Annotated in this window: 16 protein-coding genes; 3 read left to right on the top strand and 13 right to left on the bottom strand. The window is 67.5% G+C overall.

The window, feature by feature from the left end; translation table 11 throughout:
• Positions 1 to 338: 338 nt before the first annotated feature.
• The 5 genes from D7252_RS10660 to D7252_RS10680 form a co-directional block, all read right to left on the bottom strand.
• Positions 339 to 815: a hypothetical protein gene (locus D7252_RS10660; RefSeq protein WP_147406728.1), complete on the bottom strand. Its 477-nt coding sequence runs from the start codon at positions 813 to 815 to the stop codon at positions 339 to 341.
• Positions 816 to 1,153: 338 nt separating this feature from the next.
• Positions 1,154 to 2,008: a PhzF family phenazine biosynthesis protein gene (locus tag D7252_RS10665; protein WP_120775373.1), complete on the bottom strand. Its 855-nt coding sequence runs from the start codon at positions 2,006 to 2,008 to the stop codon at positions 1,154 to 1,156.
• Positions 2,009 to 2,034: 26 nt separating this feature from the next.
• Entirely contained in the window at positions 2,035 to 3,690 is a 1,656-nt protein-coding gene (locus tag D7252_RS10670) for a thiamine pyrophosphate-binding protein (RefSeq protein WP_120775374.1), read from the bottom strand.
• A 154-nt stretch (positions 3,691 to 3,844) separates the two neighbouring features.
• Positions 3,845 to 4,249: a DUF6157 family protein gene (locus D7252_RS10675; RefSeq protein ID WP_120775375.1), complete on the bottom strand. Its 405-nt coding sequence runs from the start codon at positions 4,247 to 4,249 to the stop codon at positions 3,845 to 3,847.
• Positions 4,250 to 4,290: 41 nt separating this feature from the next.
• Positions 4,291 to 5,814: an ATP-dependent DNA ligase gene (locus D7252_RS10680; protein WP_120775376.1), complete on the bottom strand. Its 1,524-nt coding sequence runs from the start codon at positions 5,812 to 5,814 to the stop codon at positions 4,291 to 4,293.
• Positions 5,815 to 5,883: 69 nt separating this feature from the next.
• On the opposite strand from D7252_RS10680, the gene D7252_RS10685 reads away from it, so the two are divergent.
• Together D7252_RS10685 and D7252_RS10690 are read left to right on the top strand one after the other, a co-directional pair.
• Positions 5,884 to 6,285: a hypothetical protein gene (locus tag D7252_RS10685; protein ID WP_120775377.1), complete on the top strand. Its 402-nt coding sequence runs from the start codon at positions 5,884 to 5,886 to the stop codon at positions 6,283 to 6,285.
• A gap of 178 nt (positions 6,286 to 6,463) precedes the next feature.
• Positions 6,464 to 11,122, top strand: coding sequence for a DUF4132 domain-containing protein (locus D7252_RS10690; protein ID WP_147406729.1), 4,659 nt, complete (start codon positions 6,464 to 6,466; stop codon positions 11,120 to 11,122).
• A 15-nt stretch (positions 11,123 to 11,137) separates the two neighbouring features.
• Here the strand turns inward: D7252_RS10690 and D7252_RS10695 are convergent, their stop codons facing one another.
• The 7 genes from D7252_RS10695 to D7252_RS10725 form a co-directional block, all read right to left on the bottom strand.
• A complete protein-coding gene (locus D7252_RS10695) occupies positions 11,138 to 11,908 on the bottom strand; it encodes an enoyl-CoA hydratase/isomerase family protein (protein WP_120775379.1) in 771 nt (256 codons plus the stop codon).
• A gap of 14 nt (positions 11,909 to 11,922) precedes the next feature.
• Complete coding sequence (paaE, locus tag D7252_RS10700; RefSeq protein WP_120775380.1) at positions 11,923 to 13,086, bottom strand: 1,2-phenylacetyl-CoA epoxidase subunit PaaE; 1,164 nt, start codon at positions 13,084 to 13,086, stop codon at positions 11,923 to 11,925.
• Positions 13,086 to 13,586, bottom strand: a complete 501-nt coding sequence (gene paaD / locus D7252_RS10705; protein ID WP_120775381.1) for a 1,2-phenylacetyl-CoA epoxidase subunit PaaD — start codon at positions 13,584 to 13,586, stop codon at positions 13,086 to 13,088. The genes paaE and paaD overlap by 1 nt, the downstream gene beginning before the upstream one ends.
• Entirely contained in the window at positions 13,580 to 14,449 is an 870-nt protein-coding gene (paaC, locus tag D7252_RS10710; RefSeq protein WP_374225787.1) for a 1,2-phenylacetyl-CoA epoxidase subunit PaaC, read from the bottom strand. The genes paaD and paaC overlap by 7 nt, the downstream gene beginning before the upstream one ends.
• Before the next feature lie 5 nt (positions 14,450 to 14,454).
• Complete coding sequence (paaB, locus tag D7252_RS10715; RefSeq protein WP_120775383.1) at positions 14,455 to 14,745, bottom strand: 1,2-phenylacetyl-CoA epoxidase subunit PaaB; 291 nt, start codon at positions 14,743 to 14,745, stop codon at positions 14,455 to 14,457.
• The gene (gene paaA, locus D7252_RS10720; RefSeq protein WP_120776913.1) at positions 14,745 to 15,722 is read right to left on the bottom strand and encodes a 1,2-phenylacetyl-CoA epoxidase subunit PaaA; all 978 of its coding nucleotides are present in this window, start codon (positions 15,720 to 15,722) and stop codon (positions 14,745 to 14,747) included. The genes paaB and paaA overlap by 1 nt, the downstream gene beginning before the upstream one ends.
• A gap of 85 nt (positions 15,723 to 15,807) precedes the next feature.
• A complete protein-coding gene (locus D7252_RS10725) occupies positions 15,808 to 16,227 on the bottom strand; it encodes a pilus assembly protein CpaE (protein ID WP_120775384.1) in 420 nt (139 codons plus the stop codon).
• Positions 16,228 to 16,370: 143 nt separating this feature from the next.
• Between D7252_RS10725 and D7252_RS10730 the strand changes: the two genes are divergently transcribed.
• Positions 16,371 to 18,500, top strand: coding sequence for a RecQ family ATP-dependent DNA helicase (locus D7252_RS10730; protein ID WP_120775385.1), 2,130 nt, complete (start codon positions 16,371 to 16,373; stop codon positions 18,498 to 18,500).
• Between the two features lie 20 nt (positions 18,501 to 18,520).
• Here the strand turns inward: D7252_RS10730 and D7252_RS10735 are convergent, their stop codons facing one another.
• Positions 18,521 to 19,288 carry an IclR family transcriptional regulator gene (locus tag D7252_RS10735; RefSeq protein ID WP_120776914.1) on the bottom strand — a complete coding sequence of 256 codons (768 nt, stop codon included), beginning with the start codon at positions 19,286 to 19,288 and terminating at the stop codon, positions 18,521 to 18,523.
• Between the last annotated feature and the right edge of the window lie 31 nt (positions 19,289 to 19,319).

A 19,319-nucleotide genomic window follows, 5' to 3' on the forward strand; every position in this document is an offset into this window, starting at 1 on the left:
GCAGGAGCCGGCCGCCTCCGATTACAACGAGGCGTGCCTCTTCGGTTGAGCCCCGCGCCCCGAATCAGCGGACGAGCCGCGTACTTCGGTGCGCGGGGCGGAGCCCGTGCGCGAAGAACTGATCATGTCGAAGAGTCATCGATTCGTTCGGCTGTACCGCGCCGAGTCCTCTTCATGTGCCATCCATATTCGACAACTCCGATGACTAGCGCGGTGTTGAGTATGCCGAGTGCGATGAGACTGGCGTCAAGGTCCTTTTCGGTGAATGCCGCTGCTGAGACCACAAGCAGAAAGCAAGTAGCCGCAGCAGCGAGTACCAGTGCGAGATGCTTCATGCGTTAACCACAGACCCTGTCGAAGGGAACGAATGAAGAGATCCCGGATCCCACCGCGCCGCAAATGAACCCGCCGACGCCACCGGTGCCGAGTGCCGCAGGCACGCAGACCATGCCTGCCCAGAGAATTGACCAGCCCCAGCTGACTGCGGATGCGGCTGCGCAACCGAAGGTGGTGAAGCTGGGTCCTCCATCCGCACCGGCGGCGACAGCGGTGAGTTCGCCATCGCGGTACTTGAAGATCGCGTGAGCGGCCCCTTCGACTCTGGGCGAATCGAATTGGATCAGTTCTGTACCGTCCAGGGTGACGAGTGTGGCGACCTGACCATCATCAGCGACTTGGACTTCGTCGCCGGGCTGAAGGTCGAAGTGAAGACCGGAGTTGCCTTCCGCCACCGTTATCGATCGTTCCAGGCCGTCCGGACCCGCGAAAGCGCTGCCATCGCCCGCGGAGGCGTTAGCTGGGGCGATTCCGAACATGAGCACCATCGCGACTGCAGCGATGGCACTCATGAGAAGGTAGGGCAAGCGCCGTTTGCCGAAGCGCTCAGCGACCGAATGAATAGTTGATTGCATGATTGCCTTCTTCGGAGTCAGCTCGCGAGACGAGGCAGTGCGTCGTCGCGGGCGGCGGTTCGCTCGAAATCAGTATCGGCGGACGCCACCGGCAAGGGCGACTGTTTCTATACTCAAAAAGAGAGCTTTCTACTACTCAATCGGGAGCTGAATCGTACTCAGAAGGCCGCTTCTGCCGCCCCGGCAGGTTCGGCTGACCTGGCAACCCGGCACCCCCAGCGTTCAGACAGGGGACGCGCGACTCACTCGATGCGCGAGGCTCCACCCGATACCACGATGCCGCCCGACGTCGGGATCGTGACGGTCAACAGACTCGGGCGCCCGACGTGCGCCCCCTGTCGGATCCGGATCGTCTGGTCGACCACACCTTGATCGCGCAGGTAGGCGCCCGTCGATGCTGCCGCCGACCCGGTAGCCGGGTCTTCTGTGATCCGGCCGACGGGAAACAGGTTCCTCGCCAGGAGATCGTGGCGACCCTCGGCATGCAGCACGGTGACCGTGCCGAGCCACCCCTGCTCGCGCATCAGCGCGGCCACATCGGCAGGAGCGAACCGGAACTGATGGAACAGCTCGCGATCGGCGAGGAAGACGATCGGATGCCAGTTGCCCGCGAACGCCGCTTTCGGCGGGTGCAGCGGGTCGAGGTCGGCTGTCTCGAGCCCGAGGAGCATCAGCAGGATCGAAAGCACCTCACCGTCGAGCGCCCGCACTTCTGGCTCGACACTCGTGAATGACGCGGTGATCGCACCTGACGCGTCGGCTTCGGACCGAAGGGTCACGGTGCCGGCCGGGGTGTCGAAGATCACGGCACCCGGCCCTTCACGCTCCGCCAGAGCGACGGCCGTGGCGACGGTGGCGTGCCCGCAGAACGGCACCTCCGCAGCCGGGGACCAATAGCGCGTGCCGAAGCGTGAGACACCGTCGTCGTCCGTCCGGGCCACCAGAAATGCGGTCTCCGAGTACCCGACTTCCGCAGCGATCCGCTGCATCTGCTCGTCGCTCAGCCCGGCGGCGTCCAGCACGACGCCGGCGGGGTTGCCGCCATCCGCCGTCGCCGCGAACGCGCTGTACCGCAGGACCTCGACTTCATCCGTCATTTCACGGAGCCTAGTGGAGCTCCGAGTCACGAATTCACGCGGATGATCTCCTGCTGATACGGCGCGATCACGTCGCCTGAGATACGCAGATCGAGCAGGAGGAATCGTCGCGTTGCTGCATCCTCCGTCGCCCACTCCCTGAGTCGATCGAGATCTGCGAGGGCCCGGACCACGAGACCTTCCGCTCCGACAGCGGCACCGAATGCCGCGAAGTCGACCTCCGGAATGCGCATCGGGCCCTCGGCGAGCCCCTTGAGACCGTAGAGGTTGACCTCGGCACCGTAGGCGGCGTCGTTCCAGATCACAGCCATGCCGCGGCCACCCGCCGTGCGCACGGCCGACTCGAGGTCAGCGATCGCCATCAGACCGCCGCCATCACCCGACGTGAGCACGATGGTCGACGACCGGCGGGCCATGGCGGCTCCGACGACGCTCGGCCATCCCTGACCTATCGATTGGAAGGCTGTGCCGATCATCATCATGCGGTCCGGAGCGGCGACGGGCCAGTACATGTTGGCCCAGCCGATGAAGTGCCCGCCGTCGGACACGACGACGCGGTCCTCCGGCAGCAGTTCCGCGATTCGTCGCGCGGCGGAGCGCGGATCGAGTCGCCCGTCGGCTGCGAGTTCGTCGCCGACGTCGTACGACCGAGCGGATGCCACGTCCACGCCGTCGCGCCAGAACACACTGCGCGCGTTTTCTGCGCCCCGCACTCTGCGGACCAGGTCCTCGGCGGCGACTCGGGCGTCTGCGCGCACGAACCCGCCGACATGGGCGTGCGTCGCCGCGGGCGTGATGTCGATCTGGAACACGCGCGTCCCCGGGGCGAACAGCTCGCCGAACCGCATCGTGAACTGGTTCAGGCAAGCTCCGAAGACGACCGCGACATCCGCCCTGCGAATGAGATCCATCGCACCATCCGCCCCGAAACCGCCGGTGACACCGAGATCGAAACGGCCGTCGGGGAACACGCCGCGGCCCAGCGCCGAGGATGCGGTGAGCGCCCCGGTCAACTCGGCGAGCTCTCCCAGCGACCGGCTCGCACCGGCCAACCATGCTCCTCGCCCGGCGAGCAGGAGAGGGCGCTGGGCTCCCTCCAGCGCCGCAGCGATCTCATCGAGCATTCCCTCGGCGTACTCGCCCTTCGGGGAGAGCGGAGTGGGTAGGCGCGGGGCCGGCGCCGGCGGGACGGGCCCCGCGTCGAGAGCGGCGACGTCGTAGGGAATCGCGAGGACGACGGGCACACGATAGGTGAGAGCGTGCTCGATCGCGATGACGGTCGTGGCCGCGGCATCCGCTCGTCCGACCGTATAGGTGCGTGCACCGACAGCCGACGCGAGGGCGATCTGATCGACGTCCCACGGGCGCGGACCCGACGTCGGTTCGTCTCCGACCACGAGCACGAGGGGAACATGCGCCTGCACCGCTTCGGCGAGGGCTGTGAGGGTGTTCGTGAAGCCGGCGCCGTAGGTCGAGGTGCCCGCAGCGATTCGACCGGACGCGCGGAAGTGCGCGTCGGCGGCGACGACCGCTCCCTGTTCATGACGGACGGCCGTGAAGACAGCATCCGTCTGCGTCTCGATCGCGTCGAGGAAGTAGGCGTTGCCGTTGCCCATGACGCCGAAGACCGCGTCGATGTGCTGGGCGAGAGTGAGCGCGACGTGCGCGGAGACCGTGGGCATGGCAGTGCCTTTCGAGACAGGGACGGAAACAGAAATCCGTATGTGTCTCGCCCCCGCGTCAGCGCGAGATGCTTCGTGCCTCTTTTTCAGGCACCGGCAGACCGCGCCGGACGCTCATCAGTCTAGCGGCGGGCCGTGCCTGACCGCGGAGAAATCAGGCACGCGACGACCGCATGGCCGCTTTGTGCGTGATGTCGGTCCGGTATGCCAGCCGGTCGTATTCCGGAGTGCCGATTCCGTGAAGAGCCACACGGCCGTCCGCGTCGTGATGCGTCCCCCAGCCATAGCGTTTCCCGAGGGGCGAGGCGCGCAAGCATGCCTGGTCTTTCGCGAAGAATCTCTCCCACCCGACCGCGCGCTCAGCTTCGGAGATGCTGTTTCTGATGGCGTGCACCGCGAACAAGATCTCATCGGAGGTCATCTCGTACGGATGCTCGCTGATCAGCTCGAACTGCAGCGCGGCCACGGTGGGCGTGGCTGTGACCGGCGGTGCCTCTGCGACGACGACCGGACAATCCGGAGCCACCGCAATGAAGGTGTTCGTGTAATTCGTGGTCATCGTCGTGATCCTCTCGTCAAGCCGTCGGCTCCGTCCACCGGTCAGTTCCGAAGCAGCGTCCGCAAAGCCTGGATCGTGTCAGCCTCGGCGGCAGTCTTGTCGGGGCGGTACCCCTTCACGCGGGCGAAGCGCAGCGCGAGACCGCCGGGGTAGCGCGGTGACTTCTGCACTCCGTCGATCGCGATCTCGACCACGATCTCGGGACGCAGATAGACCGTGCCTTGCGTGCGTCGAGTCTCGAACGCCGGGAACGTCTCGGTCTGCCACCGCAGCAGCTCGTCGGTGAGTCCCTTGAACGTCTTGCCGACCATGACGAAGCCGCCGGGGTCGCCGAATTCGCCGTCGGGATCAGCGGCGCCCAGGTGAAGGTTCGACAGCCATCCGCTTCGTCGACCCGATCCCCATTCGGCGGCGAGCACCACCAGGTCGTATGTCAACACCGGCTTCACCTTGACCCAGGACTTGCCTCGTCGGCCGGCGGCATAGGGAGCGTCGAGCGCCTTGACGACCACACCTTCGTGCCCGGCCACCAGGGCCTCGCGGGACAGCTGCTCGGCGGCATCCGGATCGGAGGTCACGATCCCCGGCATCCGCCACTCGCCGACCACCCGTGAGAGTTCGGACAATCGCACGGAGAGCGGTTCGTCGATGAGGTCGCGACCGTCGACGTGCAGCACGTCGAAGAACCACGGCCGGAGGACGAGCTCGCGGGCGACGTCGGCGCCGAAGCGCGACATCGTCTCTTGGAACGGACGCGGGCCGCCGTCTTCGTCGAGGGACAGGGTCTCGCCGTCGAGGATGAGGTCATCGGCCGGAAGAGACCGCACGATCTCGACGATCTCAGGGACGCGGTGGGTGATGTCGGCGAGGCTGCGCGTGTAGACCCCCACCTCGTCCCCGTGCCGATGCACCTGGATGCGGGCGCCGTCGAGTTTGAACTCCACGGATGCCTCGCCGGTGAGCGCCAGCGCAGCGGTGGGCGAGGTCGCCGTAGAAGCCAGCATGGGCAGCACCGGCCGCCCCACCTGCAGCCCGACGGCTTCGAGATCGCCGTCGGCGCCGGTGAGCGCGATGCGCGCCGTCTCGCCGAGATCACCCGACATCATCGCCGCACGGCGCACGACGGCGGGCACTCGCCCGGAGGCGCGCGCGATGGCATCGAGCAGAACGCCCGAGAGCGCGCCGGTGCGGAGTTCGCCGAGCATCGATCGAGTCAGGAAGTCCCACTCAGCGGCCGTGGAACGAGCAGCGAGCGCGCCGAGAATACGGCTCCGCCCGGCAGCGGACCCGGTTCCGGATGCCGCGGCCAGGGTTTCGAGCGAATCGTCGACATCGCCGACGGTCAGGGTCGGGACCTCGGCATGCGACACCTCGAGCGCGGCGATTCCGCGCCATCCGACGCCGAGACGTCCCTGACGCGGCGCTGCAAGGAGCAGTCCGATGACCGCGTCGATCTCGCTGGCCTCCGCGCGCTCGAGCAGCCGCGCGAGAGCGTCGATCTTGGACAGCCGCGACGACGTGGCGGCGACCTCTTCAGTGGTGGAGACGAGCTCGGCGAGCAGCATCTCTGCATTCTCGCACCGGTCGCCGACATCGCGACCGGCGATGTCTCAGCCCCATGCCACAATGGGCGGATGATCGTGGAAACCGCGACGCTGGGCACCCGCGCTGACGGCGGCTCACTGACCATTCCCGGTGTCGACGGCGAGCGATCGCTGAGGGCTCTGTTGCGCCACCTCGTCGAAACAGAGCTGGCCCGGTACTCGGAGCATCGATCCCGGTCGGCGGTGCTGCAGATTCTGACTCCGGCCGATCTCGCGCGCGGCGTCGCGGTGGGGCGCTACGGGCGAGAGCCCCGTTCTCTTCCCGCTCCGCCGGACGCCGAGAACGCTCTGGCGCGTGCTGTCGAGGCGTTCTCGGACGAACTCTTCTTCGCCTTCCTCGACGATGTCCGGATCACCGGCCTCGACGAGACACTTGTGATCGGGCCCCAGTCCCGTCTTCGACTCGTGCGCCTCGTCGCTCTGACGGGATAGGGAAACATTGCTCACTGCAGAACAGGCCAGAGAAGAACTGAGCAAGTACTGCTCCTGCGACGGGAGAGAGCGACGCGCGGTCCGTGCGCAAGGGTGGGGTGCACCCCGCCTGGCTCGTCGCATCGAGAAGAATCTCAACGACCGAAGCGGTGCTCACGACTCGGAGGCGGCGGCCCTCGTGCGACGCGAAGCAGAGGAGATCGCTGTCGACCTCGATGCTGCATCCGAACGCGAACGGATCAAGGTCTTCAAGGCGCTGGCGCCTCATCTCGCGAGAGAACTGGCGCATTGGTGGGAATGGTCGAGGTCGCGGCCGTATCGACAAGGCTGGTACCACCGTCCGTACCGATCGTCGGATGCCGCACGCACCCGCCCGGCGCGATGGGCGACGCTGTCCACGCTGATCCATCACGCGACCCACTACCCCCAGCCGATCGAGTGGCATGCGACGTGGTTGATTCATTTCTCGAATGACCTGGCGCTCGGCGAGCTTCTTGCATCGTCTGCGGACGCGGGGAACGACACCGTCCGGCGGACACTCGTCGAGAGCGTGACGGGCGCGCACCCCACCGCGGGCCCGTCCAAGCCGGCATATCTCGCATTGTTGGCTGTTCGGGACCGTGATGCCTGGGACGTCGTCGTGCAACAGCTGCTCGCGGCCGCGCGCGCGGAAGGACTGCGTCAGACGATCCTCGAGACCGCCGACCAGGCACACCCCGACGCACTCGCGTACGTCCTCGAGGTCGTCGTAGTGAACGACCTCGTCCGGTTCTCCAGCTCGATCCGCACCCTGTCGACCTGGGTGGGTGAAGAGCTGACCACGGAGAACTCGAGTGAGGTGGCGGCGGCCTTCGCAGCGCTCGCACGATTCACACGTCGCCCTCCTTCCATCGGCGATCTCGGCTCTGCCGCGCCGATCGAGGTCTTTCTCGGATTGTGGGCGCTCGCCGCGCGTGACGTCGACATCGCCGTCGCAGCGGCAGCCAGCCTGGTTCACGACGCGGACCCGGTTCGCCGGCTCGCAGCGACTCGGGTGCTCGTCGATCTTCACGATCCGGCGGCGGCCGATCCCCTGACGGTTGCGCTCGCTGACGCCGACCTGCGGGTTTTCGCGTCGGCGCTGTCGGCGTGGCCGGTTCGTCGCGGCGAGGCATACGGAGTCATGCCCTTCACGGAAGGAATCCGCTCGACGCTGCAGCTCCGCGTGGATCAACTGGGCGACGCGCAGAAGGCCGACACCGGCATCTCTGTGCCGCGGATGGTCGAGGTGAGCAGACCGCACGTCGTCGATGTGCTCGCTGCGTACTCAGGTGATGCAGAGATCGACCTCGAGGGAGCCTCGGCCGAGGCCCGTCGCGCTGCGGCGATTCGATACGGGAAGAATCCGTCGCAGTACCGGGCGCAGCTACTCACCCTGGCGCTGGATGTTTCACAGAGTGTTCGGTGGGAAGCGCGTCGAGCACTCGACCTGGAGACCATCACCACCGAGGAGGCGCTGACCCTGGAGCAGGCGCTCACACGGAACGCCACCGACGTGAGGAAGACAGCGCTGCGCCTCTTGCTTCGGCAGTCGCCGGAGAACCTGGAAGCCAGCGTGAAGCGGCTGCGAGCGGGCAAGCCCACTCAGCGACGCGCGGCCGACGAGCTGGGTGCGATCTCCGGCCCCGCAAACGAGGAGAGCGTCGCAGGTCAGCCTGACGCACCCGCCAGCGCGGCAGCCGCGCGGTCCGGTCGTGGAGGCGTGGCCGAGACCACGCAGGACGTGGACGATCGTCCTCCGCTTCTGAGGTTCGGTGTGGAAGACAGAACGCCAGCCGTCCGCCCGGTCGCACCCCTTCGCTCGCGGTGGGCGGAGTACCACCCCGGGGCACGCCGCATCTGGCAGTCGTTGGGTGCGTGGTTGGCGGAGCATGCGAACGTCGAGGTGCAGACGCGCAGAGGCGTCGAACTGTTAGCGAACATCACGAGCATCGGTCTCAACGGCGATGGTTCCATGCCCGTCGCCGAATTGATCGACCCTTGGTGGGAACGCATCCGCCCAGGACTCGTCGACGGAGGAGTCGAACTCGTCCTGCTCCGTCTGTTGAGGGCGGATCAAGAACGCATGGGTATGCGGGTGCTGGGCGACATCGGTCGTGACCGCGGGGATCTGACAGGTTCTCTGCGGCTGGAGCTCATCGAGCACCTCGCGCGCCGCGAGTGGCGAAAGAGTTGGGCGGAGCCCGTTCTGGATCTCATCGCCCTCGCTGCGTCGGAGTTGTCGACGGACCGCCTGATCCATCCAGGGACCGTGCAATTCGACGACCATCGCGAACGTGTCGGCAAAGATGGTCGAGAAGGTGGACCGTTGTTCCTGGGGGCGCCTGACTATCTCGACCCGGCGGCGCTCGACGACAAGCAACTCGATCGTCTGTGGCGGATGCTGCGTTTCGTCGACGAGCCGGAGGGCGCCGTAGACCAGTGGACTGCACCCAAGGTCGAGCTGCGCCAACCGTCGAGCTGGGGTGCAGTCGACCAGTACGTCGACCAGCCGTTCCGGTTCCGACCGCCGTTGAAGGTCGTCCTCGAGGCTTTCGATCGTGGCCTCGCGACTCGGGCCGACCTCGTCGATCATGTCTTCACCCGCCCTGCGCTGCGGTGCGAACCCCGCGCCGCCGAGCGAAATCCTCTCGAGGCGTTCAGCGGGATCGTCTCGGCACAGCCGGCGACGCAAGCCGTCGTCGAAGGCATGCAACGCGCGGTGGTCGAACTCGAACTCCTGCGGGGCGACCACGAGACGCCCTACTCCACCATGGCGATGTCCCTCGAACGGGCGACCGGTTCGGAGACCCTTGCCGCGGTACTTCGGGCGTTGGGTCGCCGCCCCTTCGTGCGAACCCGCCTCTATGCCCACGAACGCGAGAGCGTGTTCTCGCATCTCGTGCGGATTCACCATCCGGCATCCGACGAATCGGCCGAATCCATCGCGCGGGCATTCGCCGGGTCGCAGATCCCGGAGAGCCGAGTCATCGAGACGGCCATGTTCGCGCCGCAGTGGGCGGAGCTGTTCGAACAGCACTTGGGATGGCCTGGGTTCGCTGACGCCGTCTGGTGGGTGCACGCTCACACTCCCGTCGACACGTACGACATCAGCGCCGTCATCCGCGCCGAGCGATCCCGAGAGATCAACCAGCGGACGCCGGTCTCCTTCGAGGACCGCGAGCGAGGATGCGCCGACGCCGAGTGGTTCCACCGCCTGCACGCCGATCTGGGCGACGATCGACTGGATCGCGTACTCAAGGCGGCGAAGTATGCGTCGAAGGCGGGGGAACAGAAGCAAGCCGAGCTCTTCGCGCACGCGCTGCGCGGGCGGGTCAGCGAAGATGAACTGCTCGCGCGCATGCACGACAAGCGCCATCAGGATGCCGTGCGGGCCTATGGGCTGCTGCCGCTGAACGGCGAACGGGGTCAGCTGCTGCGCCGGTACGAGGTGCTCCGCGCCTTCGTGAGCACCGGGAAGACGACCGGCCCGCAGCGCCGTGCGACCGAGACGGCGGCCGTCCACACGGCGCTCGAGAATCTTGCTCGCACTGCTGGCTACCGCGATCCGCAGCGGCTGATCTGGGCGATGGAGGCGAGGGCCGGTGAAGATCTCAGCCGCGGTGCCGTCACTGCCGTCGACGACGATCTGACGGTCAGTCTGACGATCGACGATTTCGGCATGCCCGAGGTCGCAGTGGACCGTGCGGGCAAGTCATTGGCGACCGTGCCCGCCAAGAGTCGAAAGGTCGAGGGGATCGCCGCTCTGACGAGTCGCGCTCGTGACCTCAAGAAGCAAGCCCAGCGCGTGCGTGTCTCACTGGAAGCCGCGTGCGTGCTCGGCGATGTCATCGACGCAGGCGAGCTCGCACTTCTCCAAGCGCACCCGATCCTCGGCCGCATGTTGTCCGACGTCGTGATGGTCGATGCGGAAGGTCGCGTCGGGTTCCTCAGTTCCGGGGGCGACGAGCTTGTCCGCGCGGACGATTTCGCTTTCCGTCCCGCAGGGGGCCTGCGCATCGCCCATCCTCTGGACCTGCTGGCGAGCGGCGACTGGCCCGAGCTGCAGCACGCTGTGATGACCCGCGGTCGCCCTCAGCCGTTCAAGCAGGTGTTCCGCGAACTCTACGTCCTCAACGAGAACGAGAAGACCGAGCAGGGGATCTCCTCACGGCGCTACGTCGGGCATCAACTCTCGTCCAGACGCGCGGCGGGCGTCTTCATCTCCCGGGGCTGGGTCAGGGAGTACGGGTTCGGCTACGAACGCACATTCCACAACGAGAAAGTCACTGCCTTCTGCAATATGTCCGGCGGGTGGGGCACTGCTGCCGAAGTCGAGGAGGCCGCCGTCGATGACGTGCGCTTCGGTCATGCGGGTTCCTACCGCGCGCTCCCGTTGGCAGATGTGCCCCCTCGCGTGTTCTCCGAGACGATGCGCGATCTCGATCTGGTGGTGTCGGTCGCGCACGAGAGTGGCGTCGATCCCGAGAGCTCTGAAGCCAGTATCGAGATGCGCCGGCGCCTCGTCGATGAGACCTGCGGGCTTCTCGGGCTCCAGAACGTCGAGGTCGACGGTCACCACGCTCGAGTGAAGGGCGCCCTCGGCACGTACTCCGTGCATCTGGGGTCCGGTATCGTGCACCGGATTCCGGGGAACACGCTCTTCATCATCCCGGTGAGCGCACAGCACCGGGGGCGCGTCTTCCTTCCGTTCGTCGATGACGATCCACGCACTGCGGAGATCGTGTCGAAGGTCGTGATGCTGTCGCGCGACAGCAAGATCACCGACCCGACGATCCTGAGCCAGATCGTTCGCTGAACCGCGGTCGCAGCGTCAGCGCCCGCGGAACTCCGGCTTCCGCTTCTCCTGGAACGCCGCGAAGCCCTCGCGGTAGTCGTCCGTGTCGCGGAGGGCCGCCTGTGCGGCGTTCTCGATGTCCACGGCGTCCCACAGCGACAGCCGCTCTTCCCGCATCCGTGCGACCAGGTCTTTACTGGTGCGGAAAGCGGCGGTGGCTCCGCGTGCGGCGGTGGCAGCGGCATCCGTCGTCGCCGCTACGACCTGGTCGTCGGGGAAGACCCGTGAGAAGAGCCCGGAAGCCGCCGCCTCGGCTCCGCTCATGAGCCGGCCCGTGTAGATGAGGTCGAGCGTCTTGTGCGCGCCGAGCCGCTCCAGGAAGAGCGCGTGCCCGCCGGAGTCGAGTGTCGCTCCGAGCGCGGCGAACGGTGACCCGATCTTGGCGGACTCCGCGACGTATACGACATCGGTGGCGATGAGGAGCCCGAGACCGACACCCAGGCACGCGCCGTGTGCCGCCGCGAAGGTGGGTGCCGGGAAACGCGACATCCGCTGCAGCAGCGGTGTCACGAGCCCGCCGAGGTATCCCATCACATCGTCGTCTCGCGGATCGACGCCGGAGATGTCGCGTCCGGCGCAGAACGCCCTGCCCTCGCCGCGGAGCACCAGGGCCCGGACGGCAGCGGCCTCAGCATCCGCGTACGCCGCCCCGAGGTCGCGGAGCGCCTGCTCGTCGAGAGAGTTCAGCTTCGCCGGCGCGTTCAGCACGACCGTGGCGACGTCATCGGCGATGGTGAGATCGATCATGCGGGCCTCCGGGATCAGACGTCGTAGTCGACGACCAGGTGGTCGCTGGTGGGGTGCGACTGGCAGGTGAGCACGTAGCCGCGTTCGAGCTCGTCCGGTTCGAGGGCGTAGTTCTCGGTCATGGTGACACTGCCTTCGACCACCCGGGCGCGGCAGGTGCCGCAGACGCCGCCCGCACACGCGAACGGTGCGTCCGGACGCACGCGCAACGCCGCGTTGAGCACCGATTCGTGAGCGTCGACCGGGCTCTCCACCGTGGATGAGACGCCGTCGAGGTTCACTTCGATGCGGACCGTCTTCGCACCGGCGCGCGCCTGCACCCGTCGCGCCGCACGCAGGGGCTCGTCGCCCGTCGTGAACAGTTCGAACCGCACATGCTCAGGCGGCACCCCGGCATCGGAGAGCACCGCCCGGCACAGATCCACCAGCGCCAGGGGTCCGCAGAGGAACCACTCATCGACGCTGGTCGGATCGATCAGAGCGTCGAGGATGGTCCGCAGCTTCTGCTCGTCGATCCGGCCGGAGAGGACGGGGGCGGTGCGTTGCTCGCGCGAGAGGACATGGTGCAGGGCGACGCGCGTCGGGTAGCGGTCCTTGAGATCGGCGAGGTCGTCGAGGAACATCACATCGAGCGTCGAACGGTTCGTGTAGAGCAGGGTGAATCGCGAGCTCGACGACCGGCTCAGGACCGTGTGCGCCAGGGCCATCAACGGCGTGATGCCGGATCCGGCCGCGATGCCGACCACGTGTCGGTTGTCGAGCTCATCGAGACCGGACGTGAATGTGCCCTGGGGACTCATCACATCGATCGGGAAACCCGGATGCAGCCCGGTCTGGGCCCAGGATGAGAACAGCCCACCCTCATCGCGCTTCACCGCGACGCTGAGTCGAGTGGGCCTCCCGTCGTCGCGCTGCTCCGGGGCGCGACACAGCGAATACGAGCGGCGCACTTCGGTGCCCTCGAGTGTCAGGCGCAGCGCCACGTACTGACCCGGAAGGTAGTCGTAGTCGTCGGCGAGATCAGCGGGTACCGCGAACGTCACCTCGACCGAAGAGTCGGTCAGGGGCCGTACTTCCTCGACGGTGAGCGTATGGAAGCGGGCGCGCCGGCGCGTGCCCGTCTCGCGAAGGCGGGAGGAAGCCGACGGCTGGGCGCGTGCGGAGGTGAAGAGCGACATCAATGCACCTTGAAGTGGTCGAACGGCTCGAGGCAGGCGCGACACTCGAACAACGATTTGCAGGAGGTCGACCCGAAACGCGACACCTCTCGGGTGTCGAGGGAGCCGCACCGGGGACAGCGCACGCTCAGACCCACGCGGATCGGACCGGTCGAGACGGCCGCGCGACCGGTCGGCGGCGCGATGCCGTAGGCGGCGAGCTTCTGCTTTCCCGCATCCGACATCCAGTCCGTCGTCCACGCGGGGGAGAGCACCAGGCGCACCTCGACCCGCGCGTATCCCGCTGCGGTGAGCGCGAGGATCACGTCGTCGCGGATCGTGTCCATGGCGGGGCACCCGCTGTAGGTGGGGGTGATGTCGACGCGCACCCCGTCGCCGTCGGCTTCGACGGATCGAAGCACCCCGAGATCCTCGATCGTGAGCACCGGCACCTCCGGGTCGGGGATGGCGGCCGCGATGCGCCAGGCGCGCGTTTCGTCTCGGGTGCGGCGAATCACCATGATGCTCCCGGATGCCGCCGCGCCAGCACCTGCATCTCGGCCAGGAGATGCCCGAACGGCGCGGCGTGCGAACCCTGCCGTCCGCCTGCCGACGACGGCGGGGTGGCGGGTGCGGAAAGCTCGGCCTCGGCGAACACCGTATCGACCACGGTGTCGAACCCGGCGCGCAGGCTCGACGGCCTGGCCGCTGCGTAGCCCAGCCGCTCGATGAGGTCGTCGTCGCGGAAGAGCTCGTCGACGTACGGCCAGACATCACCGACCGCGCGGATGATGCGCCGGCGTGACTCGTCCGTGCCGCCCGCCAGCCGCAGCATCCACTGCACGGCGTGGTCCCGGTGGTAGTCCACCTCTTTGAGGGACTTCTCCGCGATGGCCGCGAACGTCTCGTCGGTGCTCGCGCGGAGCGCGGAGTAGAGCTCGAACATGTACGCCGACACGAAGAACTGCCGCGCGATGGTCTGCGCGAAGTCGCCGTTGGGCTGCTCGACGATCCACGCGCTGCGGAACGCGTTCTCGTCACGGAAGAATGCCAGGTCGTCCTCGCTGCGACCGTCGTACGAGCCTGCGTAGTGGAGGAACGAGCGTGCGTGCCCGAGCAGGTCCAGCGCGATGTTGCCGAGCGCCACGTCTTCCTCGAGTTCGGGTGCGCGGGAGATCCACGCGCCCAGCTGCTGCGCGAGGATCAGGGCGTCGTCGCCGAGCCGGAGGGCGTATTCCGCGATGTCGGCGGATGCGGCGATGCCCCCGGCGCCCGCCAGCTCGTCGGAAAGATGGACGGCATCGACGGTCACGTCGCCGTGGACGTCGTGGGTGTCGTCTCTGCGGTTCGACTCGCCGGCCGCGTGCTCGATGACCGGGTGGATTTCTGTCACAGGTGCGGCACCCCCTCGGACGCCGTGTAGTACACGGCGTGCCGATAGTTCTTGCCCGCGGAGCTTTCGAAGTAGGCGCCTTTCGCATCAGGATCGCTGGTGGTGATCGCGTCGGCGGGGACCGCCCAGATCGACACGCCTTCGCCTCGACGCGTGTAGAGATCCCGGGCGTTGCGGATGGCCATCTCGGCGTCGGGCGCATGCAGGGACCCCACGTGGACGTGGCTCAGGCCGCGGTTCGCGCGGACGAACACCTCCCACAGGGGCCAGACCTCGGAACCGGCCATCAGGCGGCCGCTTCCGTCTCAGCGCGCTGCTTCCGCGCGTATTCGGCCGCGGCTTCGCGCACCCACGCACCTTCCTCGTGCGCAGTTCTGCGGCGCTCGAGCCGCTCGGCGTTGCACGGTCCGTTGCCGCGCAGCACCTCGAAGAACTCGTCCCAGTCGATCTCGCCGATCGTGTACTGCCCGGTCTCGTCATCGAATCGCAGGTCCGGGTCGGGAAGCGTGACGCCGAGGATCTGCGCCTGCGGGACGAGCATTCCCACGAAGCGCTGGCGGAGGCCATCGTTGGAGAACCTCTTGATCTTCCACTTCATCGACTGTGCGGAGTTCGGCGACCGGTCGTCCGGCGGCCCGAACATCGCGAGGCTCGGCCAGTACCAGCGGTTCACTGCATCCTGTGCCATCTCCCGCTGTTCCGCGGAGCCCTGCATGAGACTCAGCAGGATCTCGAAACCCTGTCGCTGGTGGAAGGACTCTTCTTTGCACACGCGCACCATCGCCCGCGCGTACGGACCGTACGAGGCTCGGCACAGCGGCACCTGGTTGCAGATGGCCGCGCCGTCGACCAGCCAGCCGATCGCGCCCATGTCAGCCCAGGTCGGCGTCGGGTAGTTGAAGATGGACGAGTACTTCGCTTTGCCGTCGATGAGCTGATCCATCATCTCGTCGCGCGTGATGCCGAGGGTCTGCGCGGCGGAGTAGAGGTAGAGGCCGTGACCGGCCTCGTCCTGCACCTTCGCCATCAGGATCGCCTTGCGTTTGAGGCTCGGCGCGCGGGTGATCCAGTTGCCCTCCGGCTGCATCCCGATGATCTCCGAGTGGGCATGTTGGGAGATCTGCCGGATCAGCGTCCTGCGGTACGCCTCGGGCATCCAGTCGCGGGGTTCGATGCGCTGCTCGTGGGCGATGAGTTCATCGAACAGGCGCTCCTCCTCCGAGATCGCACCATCGACGGCGCTGAGACCTGCGGGACTTGTCATCATCGACTCCTGGCTGTCCGATCCGCTTTACTGACCGTTCGTTAGGTAATTCTGACATGCCAGGAAAGGCCGCACAAGACGACGATCAGCGAGAGCGGGAAACCAGGTCCAGGAGTGCCCTGCCGTAGGCCTCGGAAGGATCCGGATGCTCGAACGTCAGGGTCTCCCCGGCGATCCGGATCTCCACCAGGAATGCATCGGGAAGGCGGGTGAGCGAACGGAACGTGCTGCGCAGGAGATCGCGGAGCTGATCTTCGCGGGGCAGCCACACGGCGTCGGCCAGAGTGACGGCATCCAGCGCCCACTCCGTCGTGCCGTTGAAGGCGAGGTCGGTGCCGCTCGGCGTCTGGCGTGCCTCGATGGTCATCTCACTGACGGTGAAGACGTCCGCCTCCGCGTCGAGTTCCACGTCGTCGGGAAGGTCGAGCTGGAAGCGGTCGCCTTCGGCGGGGTGCCACACGAGCCCGGCATCACGCAGGGCGACGGCCAGTTCTCGAGTGATCACATGTCCACGCTAGACGACCCCGGCCGGACGGTCCTGCCCACCGCCCAGCTTTCGTGACCGCCGCTGAAGCTCCGGTGGCCGGCGGAAGCCCCACCTGTGGACGGCGAGATCGCGGTGTCGGGAGCGTGGGGCAGAGTGGACGCATGACATCTGCTCCTCTCGCTGACACTCGCGAAGCCGCTCGCGCCGCCCTGCGCGAACTCGTCGGCCGGCCCGACGCCGACTTCCACGACGGGCAGTACGAGGCGATCGAGGCGCTGGTCGAGGGGCGGCGCCGTGCTCTCGTGGTGCAGCGCACGGGCTGGGGGAAATCGGCTGTGTACTTCGTCGCGACGTTGCTGCTGAGGCGACAGGGGGCCGGCCCGACGGTACTGGTGTCGCCGCTGCTGGCACTCATGCGCGACCAGATCGCTGCGGCCGAGCGTGCGGGGGTGCGCGCAGTCGCGATCAACTCCACGAACGCGCACGAGTGGTCAGATGTGCTCGGCCGCCTTGAGCGCGACGAGGTCGACGTGCTGCTGGTGTCGCCGGAACGGCTGAACAACCCGGCATTCCGCGAGCAGCAGCTGCCGGCACTGGTCCGCCGCATCGGGATGCTGGTGGTCGACGAGGCGCACTGCATCAGCGACTGGGGGCACGACTTCCGGCCCGACTATCGCCGCCTGCGAGATCTCATCGCACAGATGCCGGTCGATGTGCCGGTGCTCGCGACCACGGCCACTGCGAACAGCCGTGTCGTGGCGGACGTCGCCGAGCAGCTCGGCACTCTCCAGCCCGGTGAGGTCGACGGGTCGGGAGTCGCGCCGGTGCTCACGATTCGCGGACCGCTCGCGCGCACCTCCCTGCGCATGGGAGTGCTGCGCCTGCGCGATTCCGCGAGTCGTCTGGCCTGGCTGCTCAGCCACCTCGACGAACTGCCCGGGTCGGGCATCATCTACACGCTCACCGTTGCGGCAGCCGTCGACACCGCCCGGCTGCTCCGCGACCACGGACATGAGGTCCGCGCGTACACCGGACAGACCGATACCGAGGAGCGCGAGGAATCCGAGGGGATGCTGAAGCGCAACGAGGTCAAAGCACTCGTCGCGACCAGCGCGCTCGGCATGGGATTCGACAAGCCCGACCTCGGTTTCGTCCTGCATCTGGGAGCGCCGTCGTCACCGGTGGCCTACTACCAGCAGGTCGGGCGCGCCGGTCGCGCCAGCGAGAGCGCCGATGTTCTTCTGCTCCCGGGCGTCGAAGACCGTGACATCTGGCATTACTTCGCGACGGCATCCATGCCTGACAGGGAACGGGCCGAGCGGGTCATCGCCGCCCTCGGCGACGCTCCGATCTCGACGCCGGCGCTCGAGGCGATGGTCGACATCCGCCGCACGCCCCTCGAGCTGCTGCTCAAGGTGCTCGACGTCGACGGAGCCGTGCGGCGCGTGCAGGGCGGGTGGGTCTCCACCGGTGCGCCCTGGAGCTACGACGCCGAACGCTACGAGCGTATCGCGGCGGAACGCCTCGCCGAGCAGCAGCACATGATCGAGTACGAGCAGACAGACGGGTGTCGCATGGAGTTCCTGCAGCGCTCCCTCGACGACGACACAGCGGCGCCGTGCGGGCGATGCGACAATTGCGCGGGCGCGTGGTTCCCGAAAGAGATCGGTTCAACCGCGACTACGCAGGCGGCCGAATCGCTCGATCGGGTGGGCGTTCCCATCGAACCGCGGAAGGCCTGGCCCACCGGGGCCGATCGCCTCGGCGTGCCCGTCAAGGGACGCATCGCCCCGGACGAGCAAGCAGGGGAGGGTCGGGCGCTCGCACGCCTCACGGATCTCGGCTGGGGAGGGGTGCTCAGGGAGGCGTTCGCGGCGGGGGCATCGGACGCGGCGGTGACTCCGCAGCTTCTTCAGGCATGTGTCCGGGTGCTGGCCGGATGGGGGTGGGAGGAGCGCCCGGTGGCGGTCGTCGCGATGCCGTCGCGCTCGCGGCCGCTGCTGGTCGATTCCCTCGCCCGCGGTCTTGCCGAGGTCGGACGCCTGCCGTATCTCGGTGCCCTCCAGCCGGTCGATGGCGGGCCGACGGGGCAGGCGGGTGGGAACAGCGTGTTCCGATTGGCCGGCGTCTGGGATCGTTTCAGCGTCGACCACCTCGACGTTCCCGCCGGTCCTGTCCTGCTGATCGACGACCTCGTCGACAGCCGGTGGACGGTGACGGTCGCAGCCCGCACACTTCGCAGGGCCGGCGCGACCGTCGTTCTCCCGTTCGCACTGGCACTGCGGGGCTGACGGCTCCGGCCGAAGAGCTCTCAGTCCTCCGCAGGAGCGACCCTCGGCGGCCATGTCGTCGCCCCGAGTTCGCGTGAGATGTTGCGAGCCGTCTCGCGGAGGGCGTCGAGCACGGCATCGGATGCGGGAAACAGCGACGTGGGCATCACCACGGCGACAGCCGCCACGATGTCGTTGGAGGCATCGGCGACGGGTGCTGCCACAGACGACTCGCCGATCACGGCTTCGTCGGATTCCGCGGCGCTCCCGCGCTCGGCGACTGCCGCGAAGTCGAGCGTCAGGCGCGCGACGTCGGTGATCGTGTCACCTGTCAAGCTGCGCAGCGGTTGCTCGAAGACGCTCCGCTGGAAGCCGAGGTCATGCGCGAGCAGGACCTTCCCCATCGCGGAGGCGTGTGCCGGAATGGCGACTCCGGTCTCGAGCATCTGCTGGCTGTCGTCGGGGCGAAGGTTGTGATGGATGACGAGCACGTCGGTGAAGTGCGGCGCGCCGAGCCGCACCGAAAGATTGGTGCGGCGTGCGAGCTCCTGCGTCCAGCGCATGGCGCGGGCCCGTACGTCCAGTGTGTCGAGGTAGACGTTGCTGAGTCGCAGCAGGGTCGGGCCCAGCATGTAGCGCTGCCCGCCGCGCTCCTTTGCGACGAGTCCGTGAGTGCGCAGGGACTTCACGATTCCGTGCACCGTGGAGGGCGGAAGGTTGAGCGCCGCGGCGAGATCCGTGATCCCGAGATGCCGCGAACCTTGCAGCAGCTCGAGGATCTTCGCCGCGCGATCGATCGCTTGAATCACTCGCATCCCTTCTTCCGGTACGTCGTCGAAC

It is taken from the genome of Microbacterium sp. CGR2 (assembly GCF_003626735.1).
Lineage (GTDB): Bacteria > Actinomycetota > Actinomycetes > Actinomycetales > Microbacteriaceae > Microbacterium.